At 37.2% G+C, this 17,943-nt stretch carries 17 protein-coding genes; 4 read left to right on the top strand and 13 right to left on the bottom strand.

Translation table 11 applies throughout. From position 1 onward, the window contains the following. Window positions 1-106 precede the first annotated feature (106 nt). The 4 genes from Q0A18_RS05060 (at window position 107) to Q0A18_RS05045 (ending at window position 5,267) form a co-directional block, all read left to right on the top strand. Window positions 107-1,348 (top strand): NADH:flavin oxidoreductase, encoded by a 1,242-nt coding sequence (locus Q0A18_RS05060; protein ID WP_292009088.1) that lies wholly within the window; start codon window positions 107-109, stop codon window positions 1,346-1,348. 25 nt (window positions 1,349-1,373) lie between these two features. Next, window positions 1,374-3,062, top strand: coding sequence for an FAD-binding protein (locus Q0A18_RS05055; RefSeq protein WP_292009087.1), 1,689 nt, complete (start codon window positions 1,374-1,376; stop codon window positions 3,060-3,062). Window positions 3,063-3,315: 253 nt separating this feature from the next. Then, window positions 3,316-4,530 carry an MFS transporter gene (locus tag Q0A18_RS05050; protein WP_292009086.1) on the top strand — a complete coding sequence of 405 codons (1,215 nt, stop codon included), beginning with the start codon at window positions 3,316-3,318 and terminating at the stop codon, window positions 4,528-4,530. 14 nt (window positions 4,531-4,544) lie between these two features. Next, window positions 4,545-5,267, top strand: a complete 723-nt coding sequence (locus tag Q0A18_RS05045; protein WP_292009085.1) for an MBL fold metallo-hydrolase — start codon at window positions 4,545-4,547, stop codon at window positions 5,265-5,267. Between the two features lie 186 nt (window positions 5,268-5,453). On the opposite strand, the gene Q0A18_RS05040 is transcribed toward Q0A18_RS05045, so the two are convergent. The 13 genes from Q0A18_RS05040 to Q0A18_RS04980 form a co-directional block, all read right to left on the bottom strand. Continuing rightward, entirely contained in the window at window positions 5,454-6,269 is an 816-nt protein-coding gene (locus tag Q0A18_RS05040; RefSeq protein WP_292009084.1) for a hypothetical protein, read from the bottom strand. A 344-nt stretch (window positions 6,270-6,613) separates the two neighbouring features. After that, the gene (locus tag Q0A18_RS05035) at window positions 6,614-7,153 is read right to left on the bottom strand and encodes a helix-turn-helix domain-containing protein (RefSeq protein ID WP_292009083.1); all 540 of its coding nucleotides are present in this window, start codon (window positions 7,151-7,153) and stop codon (window positions 6,614-6,616) included. 63 nt (window positions 7,154-7,216) lie between these two features. Continuing rightward, window positions 7,217-8,425 carry a 3-oxoadipyl-CoA thiolase gene (gene pcaF, locus Q0A18_RS05030; protein WP_292009082.1) on the bottom strand — a complete coding sequence of 403 codons (1,209 nt, stop codon included), beginning with the start codon at window positions 8,423-8,425 and terminating at the stop codon, window positions 7,217-7,219. A gap of 10 nt (window positions 8,426-8,435) precedes the next feature. Continuing rightward, a complete protein-coding gene (locus tag Q0A18_RS05025) occupies window positions 8,436-9,782 on the bottom strand; it encodes a 3-oxoacid CoA-transferase (RefSeq protein ID WP_292009081.1) in 1,347 nt (448 codons plus the stop codon). 18 nt (window positions 9,783-9,800) lie between these two features. Next, window positions 9,801-10,574, bottom strand: coding sequence for a 3-oxoadipate enol-lactonase (gene pcaD, locus Q0A18_RS05020; RefSeq protein ID WP_292009080.1), 774 nt, complete (start codon window positions 10,572-10,574; stop codon window positions 9,801-9,803). A 22-nt stretch (window positions 10,575-10,596) separates the two neighbouring features. Beyond that, a complete protein-coding gene (locus tag Q0A18_RS05015) occupies window positions 10,597-11,382 on the bottom strand; it encodes a 1,6-dihydroxycyclohexa-2,4-diene-1-carboxylate dehydrogenase (RefSeq protein WP_292009079.1) in 786 nt (261 codons plus the stop codon). A gap of 22 nt (window positions 11,383-11,404) precedes the next feature. Continuing rightward, the gene (benC, locus tag Q0A18_RS05010; RefSeq protein WP_292009078.1) at window positions 11,405-12,409 is read right to left on the bottom strand and encodes a benzoate 1,2-dioxygenase electron transfer component BenC; all 1,005 of its coding nucleotides are present in this window, start codon (window positions 12,407-12,409) and stop codon (window positions 11,405-11,407) included. Between the two features lie 27 nt (window positions 12,410-12,436). Further along, window positions 12,437-12,922: a benzoate 1,2-dioxygenase small subunit gene (gene benB / locus Q0A18_RS05005; RefSeq protein WP_292009077.1), complete on the bottom strand. Its 486-nt coding sequence runs from the start codon at window positions 12,920-12,922 to the stop codon at window positions 12,437-12,439. A 23-nt stretch (window positions 12,923-12,945) separates the two neighbouring features. Further along, complete coding sequence (locus Q0A18_RS05000) at window positions 12,946-14,277, bottom strand: Rieske 2Fe-2S domain-containing protein (RefSeq protein ID WP_292009076.1); 1,332 nt, start codon at window positions 14,275-14,277, stop codon at window positions 12,946-12,948. A 119-nt stretch (window positions 14,278-14,396) separates the two neighbouring features. Then, complete coding sequence (gene catA / locus Q0A18_RS04995; protein WP_292009075.1) at window positions 14,397-15,326, bottom strand: catechol 1,2-dioxygenase; 930 nt, start codon at window positions 15,324-15,326, stop codon at window positions 14,397-14,399. Window positions 15,327-15,362: 36 nt separating this feature from the next. Next, window positions 15,363-15,653: a muconolactone Delta-isomerase family protein gene (locus Q0A18_RS04990; RefSeq protein WP_292009074.1), complete on the bottom strand. Its 291-nt coding sequence runs from the start codon at window positions 15,651-15,653 to the stop codon at window positions 15,363-15,365. A gap of 3 nt (window positions 15,654-15,656) precedes the next feature. Continuing rightward, window positions 15,657-16,778, bottom strand: a complete 1,122-nt coding sequence (locus Q0A18_RS04985; RefSeq protein WP_292009073.1) for a muconate/chloromuconate family cycloisomerase — start codon at window positions 16,776-16,778, stop codon at window positions 15,657-15,659. Between the two features lie 147 nt (window positions 16,779-16,925). Further along, window positions 16,926-17,813: an AraC family transcriptional regulator gene (locus Q0A18_RS04980; RefSeq protein WP_292009072.1), complete on the bottom strand. Its 888-nt coding sequence runs from the start codon at window positions 17,811-17,813 to the stop codon at window positions 16,926-16,928. Window positions 17,814-17,943: the final 130 nt, after the last annotated feature.

The following is a 17,943-nucleotide window of genomic DNA, read 5'->3' as shown; positions in this document are numbered from 1 at the left end:
TGATAATATTTTACATAAGAATCCGTAAAATGGAAAAGTTTTTCCGTAAATCACCTATTTTAGAAATATTCAAAATTTTAGACTTTTACATCATATAAAATAGTGTATGGAACTAGTTAACAATAATGGTTTAAAAAAGCTTTTATCTCCTGCAAAGTTAAACGGAATATCACTTAAAAACCGAGTAATAAAAGCTGCCACTTTTGAATCCATGTTGGATAACAACAATAATATTAATCAAAAATGTATTGATTTCCATGAAACATTTGCCAAAGGAGGCATAGGAATGACTACCCTAGCCTATTGTGCTCCGGAAGCTGACGGAAGAATGCAGTCGCATTATATGTATGTAAGGGAAGAAATAATTCCCCGTCTTAAGAAACTGGCAAATACCATCCATCAGCATGGTACAAAACTATCCGGACAGATTGCCCATTGCGGGGCTTTCAGCAGAAATACGAAACTACAGAGAAAACGTCCTGTAACTGCCAGTAGAGGACTTAACATGATGGGCGTACCCTTTGGGATTTTTTTTGCCGATACTATGAATGAAAAACAGATGCAGGATGTTATTGATGGATATGTAAATACGGCAAGGATCATGAAACTGTCAGGGTTTGATGCAGTAGAGATTCATTTCGGACACGGTTATCTTTTAAGTCAGTTCATCAGCCCTCTTACCAATAAAAGAAAGGACAGATACGGAGGACATATTTATAACAGGATGCTATTTCCGATAAGAGTATTGGAAGCTATAAGAATAGAAGTGGGAAACAGTTTTCCAATTCTTGGTAAAATAACCATGTTTGACCACATAGAGGGAGGAATTTCTTTGGAAGAAGGAATTAAAGTAGCTCAGGTTCTCGAAAAAACAGGTATAGACGGAATCATACTTAGTGCAGGCAGCTCAAGTGAAAATCCTATGTTGCTTTTTCATGGCCAGTCACTGCTGAATGGTCTATTAAAACATGAGACCAATTCCCTTTTAAAATGGGGAATGAAAATGGCAGGTACTAAAATGTTCAGAAATTATCCATATAAGGATCTTTATCTTCTGGACGGAGCCCAAAAAGTAAGAGACCAGGTAAAATGCAATCTGATCTATATAGGAGGAGCTACTGAAGCAGATAGTTTTGAGAAGGTAATGAATATGGGATTTGATTTTGTACAATCCGGAAGACCTTTAATGAGAGATCCAAATATGCTCAAACATCTGAAACAGTATGGAAAAAAATATATTAACGGATGTGACCACTGTAATACCTGTGCTACTTTAATGGGTGCACAGGAAGGAATACAATGTGTTTTACCGGACTGGTCAGAAGAATTAACAGGAACAGCCATTTAGTTTTCCATCATAAAATATGCCTACAATGAGCCATCAATCCAAAACTAATAAGATACAAACTACAGTAGATCTATTGATTATAGGGTCAGGAACAGGTATGGCAGCTGCATTAGCAGCTAAAGAAAAAGGATTAAAATGTATGGTTATTGAAAAGTCCCGATGGATAGGAGGATCTACGGCAATGTCGGAAGGAACCCTGTGGATTCCTGCCAACCAACTCACAAAATCAAAAAAAAACAGAGATAATATAAAAAAAGGAGCTGAATATTTAGAAAGTATTATTGATAATAGCTCTTTAAACCACTTATTATCTGCTTTTCTTAAAAATGGAGAAGCCACAATAAAAATGCTGGAGAGAACAACACCTCTCAAATTTTCATGGATAAAGGGGTTTCCTGATTATTATTCTGAAAATCCCGGAGGGTTGTATAAAGGTAGAACTATTGAATGTAAACCTTTTAATATTTCAACGCTAGGAAAAGAGGCCCTAAAAATACGACCCGGAATTATATCCGGATTCAATAATCTACCTCAAACCCGGCATGATTATAAATGGACTAATCTATTTTTAAGAAAGCCATCAAAGTCAATTCCCATCATAATGAAAAGATACATTCAGAAAGCTGGGAATAGAATTACAGGAAAAAAATATGTGGTTTCGGGTCAGGCTCTTGCGGCCGGCATGTTTGCAGGGCTGATCCGGGCACATATTCCTGTTTTGATGGAAACAAAGCTGATTGAACTGCTTATTCATAATGACAACGTATATGGTGCCGTCATAGAAAAAAACAATAAGAGATTCAATATAAAAACAAAAAAAGGAGTAATACTTGCTACAGGAGGATTTGAGCATAATCTGCGGCTACGTCAAAACTCTCAGCCCACTTATGTCGAAAAAGATAGAAGTCTGGGAGCAGAGGACAACACAGGAGATGGAATAATAGCAGCAGTAAAAATAAATGCTCATCTTTCCCATATGGATCAGTCATGGTGGTTTCCCACCATACCTTCTGTGCTAAAGGGAGGAAAACCTGCTTTATTATTTGCAGAACGCTCCTATCCGGGATGCTTCATCATTAATAAAGAAGGCAAACGATTCATTAATGAAACACTCGATTATGTTTCTTTCGGTCAGAAAATAATGGAGATGGAAAAGAAACTAAAACCGGTAAAAAATATATGGCTCATATTCGATGAAACCTATCGCAAAAGATATGTTTTTGCAGGTACCATTTTACCAGGCAGACCTCTTCCCTATCATTGGTATAAAACAGGAGTGGCTTTTACAGCAGATACACCTGAGCTTTTAGCCAAAGCTATTGATGTTCCGGTAGCTAATTTTACAGAAACCCTGAAACGCTATAACAGATTGGCGATAATAGGAAAAGATCTTGATTTTGCTAAAGGAGAAAAAGCACAGGACCGCTATTATGGAGACCCTACCATAAAGCCTAACCCCAATATGGATATTCTTACAGGAAAACTGTATGCTGTAAAAATAGTTCTTTCAGATTTAGGGACAAACGGTGGATTAAGTACAGATGAATATGCCAGAGTACTTAAAACAAATAAGACCCCGGTAAATGGATTATACGCCATTGGAAATACCTCGGCCAATATTTTTGGAAAAATATATCCCGGAGCGGGAGCCACTATTGCTCAGGGATTGATATACGGATATATTGCAGCTTGTCATGCTGCTTTTATTAGATGATTTGTACAATAGGGACAGCCCAATTCAGTGGAATGATATTTATTTATTATATAGTTTAATTTGTGTGTAACGACTTATATTAATACCAATCTTCATCATTTTCATTCCACTGAAGTCCTTATTTTTTCAAAAACAATCAATCGGTTTTAACGATAGATATTATCGAAATTAAACGTTTTACCAATTAAAAAATAATAGTGATCTTTGTGTAGTGAAAAAACTTAATATTCCTTGAGTTGAATTACCTATCATCATGGACATCACAGGAAAAGCAGATCAGAAAAGTCAACGTTTTCGAAATATAAAATTGTGTATATTTTTTTCAGGACTTTCAGTATTTGCACAGCTTTATTTATTTCAGCCTTTATTACCGGTTGTAGCCGAGGAATTCAGGACTACCGTAGGAGACAGTTCTTTACTGGTTTCTTCCGCAACTATAGGAATGGCCTTAGGTCTTTTCTTTTTTGCATTTAAAGCCGATGCCTATTCACGAAAAGGGCTTATGCTGTTTTCATTATTTACCTCTGCTTTATTAACGATTATCTCTACATGGGTTCCCAGCCTTACATTACTTATTATTATTGGGATTATAAAAGGCTTTGTTATTTCAGGAGTTTCAGCGGTAGCTTTAGCTTATCTGACAGAAGAAGTTCATGCTTCTGTAGTAGGTCTTGCCATCAGCATGTACCTAAGTGGAAATACAATCGGAGGAATGAGTGGAAGAATATTTGCCACTATTCTGGCCGGTGAGTTCGGATGGAGAAAGGCAATTCTCATTATAGGTATTGAAAGCCTTATCCTGGGAATTATCTTTTGGAAGCTCTTCCCTGAATCCAGATTCTTTAGTCCTCAGAAAATTGATTTTTCCCTGAAGATGAAACAGATGAAAGCATTCATCACTGATCCTTATATGCTTCGTCTTTACGGAATTGCAGCTTTACTCATGGGAACTTTTGTAAGTGTCTACAATTACCTTACTTTCCGCTTGGAAGCCGCTCCTTTTTCACTTAATCATTTTTATATTGCCTTTATTTTCCTGATGTATACTTTCGGAGTTTTCGGAACCATGATCACCAGCAGGCTGCTGAAAAAATATGAGCAAAGACACATTCTGAAAGGATTCATTCTAATCATGTTTAGTGGAATTGCTCTTTTACTTTCAGAAAATATTTATGTGGTTATTTTTGGACTCGGAGTATTGACCCTCTCCTTTTTTGCAGCTCATACCATGGCAAGTCAGATGGTAGCTCTACACGCTAAAGAAGGGAAAAGTTCTGCCACTTCCATTTACTGGCTTTTTTATTATTTCGGTTCCAGTATTCTGGGAAGCGGTACAGGTTATCTTCTTCATGGAACATCCTGGAATACCTTTATTATGTTTCTGATCTTTTCAGTTCTTTTATCATTCCTGCTCACCTATAAAAAAAATAAAAACACTCTTCAGTCTGTTAAACAGATTGATGATTGAAAATTAATACGTATATGAAGATCATTCCTCTAAAAGACGGAAATTTTGCCGTGACTAAAAACAAGGAATTTGTCCTGCTTGAAAATGCCGGCGCTGATACTCAGCTTACAATGGCTGTACAGCCTTTTCTTGTGATCACTCCTAATGATTACCTGCTTCTGGATACAGGATTAGGATGGCTTCAGGAAGGAGAACCGGTCATTTTTAAAAATCTGGAAAAAGAAAATATATCACCTTTACAAATCACTAAAGTTTTGCTTTCTCATTTACATAAAGATCATATTAATGGCTTAGTGAGACCTAAAGAAAACAGCTATGAACTTAATTTTCCCAATGCGGAAATTTATATTCAGAAAAGAGAATATGATTATGTATTAAGTAAAGCAGGAAGCTCTTCTTTTGATTTTGAAATACTGGAATTCATTATTCAGAATGCCCATATTATCTGGATGAATGAAGATCAGGGACAGCTTACTCCTGAAATATCTTTTGAAGTAACAGGAGGACACTCTCCTTTTCATCAGGTATTCTGGATAAAGGAAAATAACGAAACATTCTTCTATGGGGCTGATAATTTACCGCAAAGAGTTTATCTGAAATATCATGTAGCTTATAAATCCGATTTTGACGGTAAAAAAGCAATGGAACAAAGAATTAAATGGGAAGAACAGGCTAAAGAAGAAAACTGGAAAATCTTATTATATCACGACATGAAAGTTCCTGTTTTAGATATGTAGTTAAGTTGTTAAATGAGAATATCATTACCAATCATATGTAGGGTATCTTAATTTAAGATAGACAGCATTATCCTTAATAAAAATTACCAAAGAATTCAATGATGCAAACAGAATGGATGAAAAGATTATGGTGGTTTCTCATCATATGTATATAATCATTAAATCTTATTCAGAAACGGCTTTATATCATCTTGTAATTACCAGTTCCCCATCAATCAATGAAAACCATGGATTATATCCCCAAAAACTTTTATTTTCTTTATTTTTCAACCGTATAGGAGAAAATCCGCGATTATTAAATCTCACCAAACGCCCTTCCCTCAAAACTTCTAATTCATAATCTTTCCAGTCAGGAATAACTGTTCCTATACTTTCTTCCAACTTCTGATCCAGTTCTAGGGAATTATACCACATCCCCTCTATCAAACCATTAGCTTTCTCCTTCTCTGTAAATGATATTTCAGATTTCTTTTTTATACCTGCTATATTTTTACTATCAAATAAATCCAATAGTTCCTTATACGCCTGCTGTAATTTTATTTTATTTTCTTCAGTTATCTCAAAGTGATCCGCCTTTGTCCAAACCCATTCTGGTATATCGGTGATATTCAGTTCTCTTTTGATTTCATAAAGAATCGTACCTTCTTTTTTATACTCCTGAACACTTCCCTGACCAGAATTTCCTCTATAATCAGAAGACAAATGTCCCGTGGGTTGTAATTGATCATCTACCCTTGCTATCAAGTTAGTTAAATCAACAGGTTTCTCCAATCCGGTTCGCTTACTAATCTTCACACTGCATTTAAAATCCGGATCAAAAGATGAATTTCCCTGTAAAGCTGTTATACTGGCGGTCTGAATGGAAATTTCGTTTTCTCCTTTTTCAAGATAAGGTGATATATTATATCCCGCAGACAAAGGTCCTTTATCATAATAATTAGTAAAAACCCTTACTCCATTAACATAGGCCAGACAAAGAGATTTTTCCGAATTAAAACTCATAATATACTCTGTGGGGATTTCCTGAGCTTTTATTATGAGCTGCCCATATAGAAAGGTTATTAAGATTAACCATTTTTTCACCATTATATTTTAGCATTTTATAAAATTCAGTATATTGATGATAGATCACAATATATAGAATTAACAATTGTTTAAGTTAGCAAAGATAATATGATTTTATATACCATAAAAATGGACTGAATAGTAAATAGAGGATAATAAAAACAACTTTCACGAAAAGTTTGGAAACCAACTAAATTCATTTATTAGTTAGCTTTATTAAAGCTGGCATTCAAATAGAAACAATAATTAAAGTTCTATCAAAATTTTTTGTATTATTCCAACTATAGAATAAGCCCATACTTTTTCTTCGTCAAATAAGTAATAGCCTCAATATGTTCTACATCAAATTCATTAGCAGCAATATGCTTCCATAAACCTTCAATAAAAAGTAATAGAATTTCTGCTTCCAGGATGGGCTTTCTGTAGCCAAGATCAGCAAACGCTTTAATAAGATAGTCGTAACAAGGCTTCATAAAAAGCTGATGATGTGCCACCGCCATAGAATTGAGGGGCATAATTTTATACTGCATCTGCCAAAAATATTTGTTGGCAAGAACCAAAATTTTCGGCAGATCCAGTAAATTAGATATATAGTCTGTAGGACTTTTATATTCAAGGTGTGTGGAAACAAGCCTTGTTGCTTCACGATATCCTGATTTCAGAATTTCTTCTATCAGATTATCCTTACTTTTAAAATATTTGAAAATGAGAGCTTCAGAAACCTGAGCTTCCTGTGCAATAGATTTAGTGGATGCCGCTTTTGTTCCCAGTTCGGTAAAGATCTTCAGGGCAGCTTCTAATATATCATCTTTTTTACTCATTTACTCATTTCCTCCTTTTTTAACCAATTTTAAAATTAACCTTTCATTACAATCTGGTCCATTTTAAACTTTTTCGAGGATCACCGCATATCCCTGTCCTACTCCTACGCACATTGTAGCCAATGCATATCTTGCATTTTTCTTATGAAGCTCCAATGCTGCGGAATAGGTTATTCTGGTTCCGGACATTCCAAGAGGATGCCCCAGAGCAATAGCACCACCATTCGGATTAATTCTCGGGTCATCATCTTTCAGTCCCAGTTCTCTGATACATGCTAAAGCCTGAGCAGCAAATGCTTCATTAAACTCTATTACTCCGATATCATCCAAAGTGAGGCCTGCTTTTTTAAGAGCCTTCTGAGTAGCCGACACCGGACCTATTCCCATAATTCTGGGTTCCACACCTGTTACTGCAGAAGCAACAATTCTTGCCAGAGGTTTTAATCCGTATTTCTGTACCGCTTCTCCTGATGCTACATATACAGCAGCCGCTCCGTCATTTAATCCGGAAGCATTTCCTGCCGTCACGGTACCATCTTTTTTAAAAGCAGGCTTTAATTTAGCCAAACCTTCTATAGTAGAATTAGGACGTACAAATTCATCTTTATCAAAGATCAGCGGATCCCCTTTACGCTGTGGAATGGTAACCGGAATGATTTCTTCCGCCAGTCTTCCATTCCGGGTAGCCGCTGATGCCTTTAACTGAGACTGCAGGGCAAATCGATCCTGATCTTCTCTGGAAATATGGTACATATCAACCAGATTTTCCGCCGTCATTCCCATTGGATCCGTTCCATACATTTCTTTCATTTTAGGGTTGACAAAACGCCACCCGAAAGAAGAATCTTCCATTTTAGAATCTGTCCCGAATCCTTTGGAAGGTTTTGAAATAACCAGAGGACTTCTGGTCATATGCTCCACTCCTCCTGCAATAAAGATATCTCCATCACCTGCTTTAATCGCTCTGTTAGCATGAATAATCGACGACATTCCTGAAGAACAAAGTCTGTTAACCGTTTCTCCCGGTACTGTTACCGGTAAACCTGCTAACAATGCTGCCATTCTAGCTATATTTCTGTTATCTTCTCCCGCCTGGTTATGACATCCTAAAATAACATCATCGATAGCTTCTTTAGGAATAACAGGATTTCTTTTCACCAGTTCTTCAATAACCAATGCTGCAAGATCATCTGCCCGAACCGCATCCAAAGTTCCGCCAAAGCTACCTATCGGAGTACGGATTCCATCTATAATATATGCTTCTGTATTCATCAGATTAGTATTAAGAAAGTTTTTCAATAAAAGAAGCAGTCGTTTTTTCACGTACTTCTTCCAAAGTAGCTCCCGGCAATATTTCAGTTAATGTAAGTTTTCCATCAATAAATTCAAAAACAGCTTTATCGGTAATAACCATATCTACAGCTTTCAGAGCAGTAAGCGGTAAATCACATACAGGAACTATTTTAGCATCACCATTTTTCTCGTTATGCATCATGGTAATGATGAGCTTTTTGGCTCCAGAAGCTAAATCCATCGCTCCTCCAACACCTAATAAAGGTTGTCCCGGAACAGCCCAGTTAGCCAAATTAGCAGCTTCATCTACCTGTAATCCTCCCATTACTGCCACATCAACATGCTTTCCACGAATCATAGCAAAGGAATCCGCAGAATCAAAATAAGAAGCACCTTTCAAAGCAGTTACCGGAACTTTTCCTGCATTGACAGGATAATCCATTGCGCCTCCTCCATCTGTAGGGGCAGGCCCCACTCCCAACATTCCGTTTTCAGTGTGAAGAATAATTTCATCTTCTTCGGAAATGAGATCGGCAACTAAAGTAGGAATTCCTATGCCTAGGTTCACAACGTTTCCTTTATTCAATTCTTTTAAAGCTCTTTTAGCCATGTTAAGACGGCTTTCAGAGACTTTTTTACTTGAAGAAACGGCAGCAGAACTTCCCAGGTCTTCCAGTGTTAAAGTAGCCTGTACCAGGTAATCTACATAAGAGCCGGGTGTATGGATACTTTCAGCCGGAATTACTCCTACAGGAACGATCTCTTCCACTTCTGCAATCACTAAATCTGCAGCGGTAGCCATAGCCCTGTTAAAATTCTGTTCTGTCATTCTGTATTGAAGGTTGCCGGCAGTATCAGCTTTCCATGCACGGATAAAAGCTACATTTCCTTTAATTCCAGGAATGAAAACCTGTTCTGTTCCATCAAGAATCTTTGTTTCTCTTCCTTTCGCCAGGTCAGTTCCTGCAGAAGTCGGGGTAAAAAAACCTCCGATACCGGCACCTCCGGCTCTGATTGCTTCTGCCAGTGTTCCCTGAGGAAGAAGTTCGGATTCTACGATTCCATCCTGAGCTGCTTTTACAGCTTCCGGATTGGAAGTGAAAAAAGATCCTATGATTTTTTTCAACTGCCCGTTTCTAAGCAGTCTTCCTCCTCCAATTCCTACTTCACCTACATTATTTCCTATGAATGTTAAATTTTTAGTTTTTGTCTCTGCCAGCGCATGCATTAAATGAACAGGATTTCCTGTCATTCCAAAACCTCCCTGTAATAAAGTATCTCCGTCTTTTACCATAGCTACAGCTTCCTGTAACGTTATCTGAGGTACTGTTTTCATATTTTGTATTTATTTATATTAAAATGAAAGAATATTCTTTGCAAATTCTTCCGCCTGTTCTACTGCCGATAAATGAGCTGCTTCCAATACTTCTAATTTGGAAACAGTTATTTTTGTCTTCATGAATCTACCGTCATCTACCGTTGTTACCAAATCTTCTGAACCTGTGATCACCAAAACAGGAATATTGATTTTATCGATCTGATAACGGTAATCTCCATCTCTTACGGCCGCACAGCTAGCACAATACCCTGCCAAATCATTGGCTGCAAATTTTTCCAGAATAGCATTGACCTCATCGGCATGATTGGCTTGAAAATTAGGTGTAAACCATCTTTCTGCCGTACCAGTGAGAATACTTGACAGTCCATTTGCCATAACGGTTTCAATACGGGTATTCCAGCTGTCCGTACTTCCTATTTTAGATGCAGTATTGGCCAGAATGATCTTATCAAATATATGGGAGTGGTTGATTCCTAAGTACTGACCAATTAATCCTCCCATAGAAAGACCGCAAAAAGTGATCTTTCCTTCTATTTTCAAAGTATGTAAAAGTTCTATAATATCTTCTCCTAATTCTTCTATAGTCAGTTCTTTCTGAGAATTGGTAGATTTTCCATGACCACGGGTATCATGTAAGATAATATTAAAATCTGATTTAATGATATCCACTACTTTATTCCACATAGAGTAATCTGTCCCCAATGAATTGGAAAAAATAATCGTTCTGTCTTTTCCTGAATTTAAAAATTCATAATTACATGTATAATTTTTTAATTGTACTGTAGGCATTTCTGTTTTAATTAAAATTGAGTTATCCTAAATCTCCTCCCGCTACGGGAATAGTAACTCCTGTTATATATTTCGCTTCATCAGACGCTGCAAAAAGAATCGTATTAACCTGATCTTCAACTTCTCCATATTTCTTTTGGAGAGAAGAATCAACAGTTTGGTCTATAATTTCCTGATACCATATTTTTTCCTGTTCGGACTGAGGATTTTCATTACGTGGAATTAATCTCGGCGGTGCCTGGGTTCCTCCCGGAGCTACGCCTATTACACGGATATTATTCGGAGCCTGTTCAAAAGCCAATGAAGCTGTAACAGCATTCACACCACCTTTTGCTGCTGCGTAAGGTACCCGGTTTACACTTCGGGTAGCTACAGAAGATACATTCACAATAGTACCTCCGCCTTTCTGAATCATAGATGGCAAAACCGCCCTGCATCCCCATAATGTAGGAAATAAGGAACGGTTAATTTCTTTCATGACCTCATCTTCTTCATAATGGTCAAATGGTTTGGCCCAAATGGTACCTCCTACATTATTAATAAGAATATCTATATGATCATATTTTTCTAATGTTTTGTGAACTACCGACTGAAAGCCTTCCCATTTTTCAAGATCTTCAACAATAGCTGTGGTATCAAAACCATTTTTATTCAATGTCGAAGAAATTTCATTCACTATTTCGGAACGATCTATAAGAATCACCTTCGCTCCTTCTTGGGCTGCGCGTACAGCAACTCCTTTTCCGATTCCCTGAGCAGCTCCGGTCACAATCATTACTTTTCCCTGAAACCTGTTTTCAAAAATCATTTTTACTTTTTTAGAATTATTATCAAACTCCAGTCGGCAGAAATTTCTCAGTATAGAAATTTTCACAATTGATTTCGTTAGTTTTAATAGTATCCTTTACTGCATCCACCATGGCATTCGGACCACAGATGTATATATCGTATACCGGAGCTGTCAGATATTCTTTATTAATCCACTGGGTAACATATCCTTTAATATACTGTGAATCTTCCTGTCCGGAAACACAAGTATTTACAGTAAGATCAAGCTTTTCAGAAAAGGCATTGATGCGTTCCAGTTCTACAAGATTCTCATCCAGTGTTGCTCCATACAAAACTTTTACAGGCTGTTTATCTTTTTTCTCCGAAATAGCCTCCAGCATGGAAATAATAGGGGCAATCCCTGTTCCTCCGGCAATCAGTAATGTAGGATTTTCCACTTCTCTCATATAAAAAGATCCCACAGGAGCTGCTATGTTCAGTTGATCCCCTACAACTGCTTTTTCTTTTAAATAACTGCTCATGACTCCATCCGGAACCAAACGGATCAAAAATTCCAGTTCATTGATGCCCGACTTATTGGTAAATGAATAAGATCTTGTTGCTCCTTCTCCGGGAATTTCAATATTGGCATATTGTCCGGCAAGGAAATCAATAGTTCTGCTTTCTGGCAGGTTCACCTTAAGCTGAACGATTTCCGAAGAAAGATAGTTAATTGCATTAATTGTTGTCGGGAAAGTTTCAGTGGCTACTTTACATGCTGCTGAACTAGCCAGAATATCAATAATCATATCTGTTTCGGGAACGATCTGGCAGGCTAATCCATACCCCTGTTCCGCTTCTTCATCGGATAACGCATCTTCTATATAATCCCCGGGATCATACTGTCCGGATTTCACATGACATTTACAGGTTCCGCACGCACCATCTGCACAATCCAAAGGGATATTGATTCCTTCCCTGTAAGCTGCATCAGAAACTTTTTCATAGGGCATTCCATTAATAATTTTAGTGATCCCGTCTTCAAAGTTTAAAGCTATTTTAGGCATAAATAAGTAAGTTAATTATTAATCGAATTAAATATGATAAATATCCAGTACCTGACGGATATAATCATTTTTGATCACCACCTTTTTATTTGTGATTACAAAACTATCTCCGGTTTTATTTAAAGTATAGTATGAGGTTCCGAAATAAGTATCCGTTGTCTTGTATCGGAAACTTTTCGTTAACCAGTTAAATCTCAGTTTGATCTCTGTGTTATTTTCTTCGGTTATCTCTACATTGGTAATATTATGTGAAGTTCTCGGCTCAGGCATTGAAGCTCCTGAACGTTCTGTTTTAATACGGAAAACCCTGTCTTCCAATCCTCCCCGGTTGGTATAATAGATAAGGGAAATTTCTGTCAGGGGATCTGTAGTTATCCGATCCTCGTCCGTCCAGGAAGGCATCCAGTATTCTACATCTTCATGATAGAGTGTAAGCCATTCGTCCCATTCCCTGTCATCCAGCAAACGTGCTTCTTTATATAAAAACGCCAGTATTTTATTATATTCAGTCATTTTCAAAATTTTAGGTAATCTGGTTAATTATATTCTTTATCAACAGCTTCTTTCATGGCATGCTGCCAGTATTCATGCTGTGTTACAAAAAGACCTTCGTCTTCGGATTTAATACCACTCAAAAGCGGGTGAATTCCCATCGTTTTAGCCTGTTCATCCTGACCATAGATCCAGTGTGCCGCACCTCTGCTCATATCATTGTGCTTCAATGCTGTGGATTCGTAAGCAATCTGGCATGATCTGAATTCTTCAGCATCATCCGGTGTTCCCATTCCCGTTACATTGAAAAAGTCTTCATACTGACGGATTCTTATAGTTCTGTCTTCTTTAGGTTCTCCTACGGGGGCAAAACAGTAAATGGTAACTTCTGTTTCATTAACGGAAATCGGACGTACTATTCTCAATTGAGTAGAAAACTGATCCATAATATAAAGGTTAGGATAAATAGCAAGGTTTCTGGTCATATTCACCATAAATTCCGCTTTGGTTTCTCCAAACTCCTGAATTAATCTGTCTTTATGCTGGTAAATAGGACTTACCTCAGGATTCAGCTTATTCGTCCATAATAAGATATGCCCGTTTTCAAATCCGTATACACCTGCTACCGATTTAGACCATCCATTTGCATCTACAGCTTTGGTAGCTTCTTTTTCATAATTCCTTCTTCCCATAGTAGCCACATAATTCCAGTGTACTGAAGAAACATGATAACCATCGGCACCGTTTTCCATCTGAAGCTTCCAGTTCCCATTATACACATAAGATGATGCACCATTCAGGACTTCCAGCCCTTCAGGAGCCTGATCCACGATATGATCAATGATAATTTTAGTATCTCCCAAATAATCTTCCAATGGCTTTACATCCGCATTTAAAGATCCGAATAAGAAACCTCTGTAATTTTCAAAACGGGCCACTTTTACAAGGTCATGAGAACCTTCACAGTTGAACTGTTCAGGATATCCTCCTGCTTTGCCATCTTTTACTTTCAATAATTTCCCTGAATTATTAAAGGTCCATCCATGGAAAGGACAGGTAAAGGAAGATTTATTTCCTCTTTTATAACGGCAGAGCTGGGCTCCTTTATGGGTACATGAGTTGATAATTGCATTAAGCTGACCTTCTTTGTTCTTCGTAATAACAACAGACTGACGTCCTATATTGGTTGTATAGTAATCATTGATATTAGGAATCTGGCTTTCATGGGCTAGAAATACCCAGTTTCCTTCAAAGATATGTTTCATTTCAAGATCGAAGAGCTCCTGATTGGTAAAAGACTCCCGATTATGCTGATAGACACCATTCTCTTTATCATGAATGATCATTGTATCTAAAAATTCTTTTGTAATGCTCATAAGTAAAATTGTAAAGGTTATCCTGTCGGAATATTTTTACCCCGATAAATAGTCTTAAATAGTTTTTATAAAAACAGCCAGTATAAAACCAGCTGTAATCATATCCTTAAAAATTAAGCTTATAAAGTAACAGAAGCTCTGGTTCTGTGATTTTCCCCAGCCGGAATATTAGTTCTGTCTGTTACCATATTGAAATTGAATTCAATTTTAGCGAAAGCTTCATTTTTTCCATATTCAGCTGCTTTATCAGCAGGGATTCTTTCTACATGAGGTACAAGATCTTCGCGGGTAGCAAATGCAAAATCGTCGAAAGTAAGCGGATCTCCCTCAATGTTGATCTGTGTAGTTAATTTTCTGAATCCAGGTGCAGTTGCAAAGAAGTGGATGTGGGCAGGCCTTGATCCATGACGGCCCAGCATGGTCATTAACTTATCCGTTGGTCCGTCAGGAGGACAGGAATATCCTACAGGAAGGAAAGATTTAAATTCATATTTCCCATCTTTATCTGTAATAATTGCTCTTCGCAAGTTGAACTCCGGCTGAGTGGAATCAAAATGAGAATAAAGCCCTTTCAGGTTACAGTGCCAAACTTCTACTTTAGCTCCTTCTATAGGGTTACCCTTCTCATCAAGAACATATCCGCTCATGTATAATCTTTCTCCATCAGGCTCAGGAACTGTTTCCAGCTCTGCATAAGATTTGGATTCCGGTGAACCGGCTACATAAAGAGGTCCTTCAATGGTACGGGGTGTTTTAGCTTCAATTCCTGCTACCTCATCTTCCCAGTCCATTTTCACATCGATGAAATGTTCGATTCCCAGTCCTGCAAAGATAAGTCCCCACTCTCCTTTTCTTCCTGCTTCTCCTAAATAATCACATGCCCGCCACATTTCTTCGGAAGTAATATCCAGATCTGCCATAGCATTGAAAAGATCTTTAAGAAGCCTGTTTACTATTTCTTTTACTCTTTCGTTTCCTTCTCCTGGTTTTTCTTTAGATTTAATATAGTCTAAAACAGCATCTATACGTGCCTGGTCCATTCTTTTCATAATATCTTTTTTTATTAGTTAGTATATTTATTTCAGTTATAGTAGTGTTTCTCTCAATGCATTGGGATGCTTACATATACTGGTTACTTTGATGGTCATGTAAGGAAATAATGGTAACGAGCTAATAATCTGATGCAACTCATCAGGGCTTTCTACTTCCAGTACAGAAATATTGGAATATTTTCCTGCTACACGCCACAAATATTTCCATTTTCCGGAAGACTGCCATTTTTGTGAGCATGCTTTTTCCCTTGCCACATAATCTGCAAGTTTTTCTTCACTCCAGGTTTCAGGGATGTGTACATCCATTTCTACAACGTATACCATTTTTTATTTTCTTTTATATTTTTCTACCTGATTCATGTCCAATTCTATCCCCAATCCTACTCCTACAGGAATTTCAATATTAAAGTTTTGGTATACAATCGGTTTTTTAACTATGTCGTCCGTCAACAGAAGCGGACCGAAAAGTTCCGTTCCCCAATCCAGATTAGGAAGAGTAGCGAAAATATGCAGAGAGGCTGCAGTACCTATGGTTCCTTCCAGCATTGTCCCTCCATATAATGAAATCCCAGCACCTTGTGCAATAGCTGCCTGTCTGGCAATATTGGTTAATCCTCCTGATTTGGCTATTTTAAGTGCAAAGACATTTGCAGCATTTATTTTTGCCAGTTTAAAAGCATCCTGAACTGTAGCTGCTGCTTCATCAGCCATCAGAGGAACTTCAAAATAAGACGTTAATCTTGCCAATCCGTCAAAATTATGTTTAGCCAAAGGTTGTTCTATCAGGTCAATTCCTCCCTCCTGGAGTTTTTTAATCGCTTTTTTAGCAACCTGCTCTGTCCACGCCTGATTCACATCTACTGTAATCTTAATATCTTCCCCTAAAGCTTTTTTAATTTCAGAAACATGATGTACATCTTCTTTAGGGTCTTTTCTTCCTATCTTGAGTTTAAAAACCCTATGCCTTTTCTCACTGATCAAACGTTGAGCTTCTTCGATATCTTTTTCGGTATCTCCACTTGCAAGCGTCCAAAGAACCGGAAGCTTTTCAGTAATTATTCCTCCAAAAAGATCACTTACAGGAACTTTCAATCTCTTGGCATGAGCATCCAGCAATGCTGTTTCAATTCCTGATTTAGCAAATTGATTTCCCGAAATATTCTTTTCAAGAATCATCATCAAAGCATTGATACGGGTTGGATCCTGCCCTAGCAGAAGAGGAGTAAAATACGTATCGATTGCAAGCTTCATTCCTTCCGGAAATTCATCGGCATAAGAAATACCTCCAATGGTAGTAGCTTCTCCTATTCCTTCGATATCATCTGAAGAAAAAAGACGAATAATCACCATGGATTGTTTCCGCATTACCGCCATAGAAAGGTGATGAGGTCTTATCGTTGGGAGATCTACTATACAGGTCTCTATATGAGTAATTTTTATCTGTGACATATCTGTAATCTATAAGTAAGTGATTCATTACCTTGGTAAGTGACTGCTTACTTCGATTACAAACATACTTTGAAATCTTGTTTAAGAAATAGGACTTTTGATTTATTTTTGTCACAAATATGACATGAATGTTAAAAACTCTATAAATTATACCTTAACTCCTATCTTTTTTCTGAATTCATTAGGAGTAAAACCGGTCTTTTTTTTGAATATCCTAGAAAAATAGCTGGGGTCGTCAAAACCAATACTATAGCATACTTCATTGATACTTTTTTCAATATCGGTAAGTAGTAGCTGTGCTTCAGAAATAAAGTAATCCATAATAACTTCCTTAGGAGACTGCTGTGCCACCATACTACAGATTCTGTTAAGATGTCCTGTGGTAATATTCAGTTCCACAGCATATTGTTCAATTGTTTTTTTATAGGTATTAGTCTCCCGTATGAGTTGGTTAAACCTTCTGAAATAAATAACGGAGAGGTTATCTTTTTTGGAAAGACTGAGTTTGGCATCTTCCGGAATACGACTGAGCTGTACCACAATTTTCCCAACAATATATTTAAGCATAAGGAGCTTACCTCTTTCTACACCATGGTATTCATCTATACATTCCAGCATGCTTTTGAAAACGATTTCCGAATACTGCCCCTCTTCCACTTCTATCAGCTGAAAGGTTTCAATAGCATTAATTACTTCAGTTTCCCTCTTAACCATGTGTTCCAGTACAGAATCGGAAAGACTTATAATCCAGCCTTTCATTTCCGTCTGATGTTCAAATCCATGTTCGGTATTCTTCGGAACCGTGATAAAGGAAGGTCCTGTAATAGGAATTTTTTCCCCGTTGTAGAGTAAAACTGTAGTCCCTTCAATCACTACAAAAATCTGAAACTGATTATTATGGGCATGAGGTTTCACATTATTGTTATTCTCTTTACCAATTACACCAAAGGGATAAATATAGACCAGACCTTTTACAAAATCTATGCTATTTTTACCATATAATCCATTGAAAAAAGTACGGATAATATTTGCCATCAATCAGTAATTAAAAAATAGATACGACACTTCGCAACCAATATACACTTTTTCTCACCCTCACACAAAATAAGTACAACACAATGATAATCAACAACAAAGCTCATCAAATTTGTAATTACTTCAAAAC

Source organism: Chryseobacterium sp. (assembly GCF_022712095.1).
Lineage (GTDB): Bacteria > Bacteroidota > Bacteroidia > Flavobacteriales > Weeksellaceae > Chryseobacterium.
The sequence above is the reverse complement of the archived record's forward strand: the minus strand, read 5'-3'. Positions and strand labels throughout refer to the sequence as shown.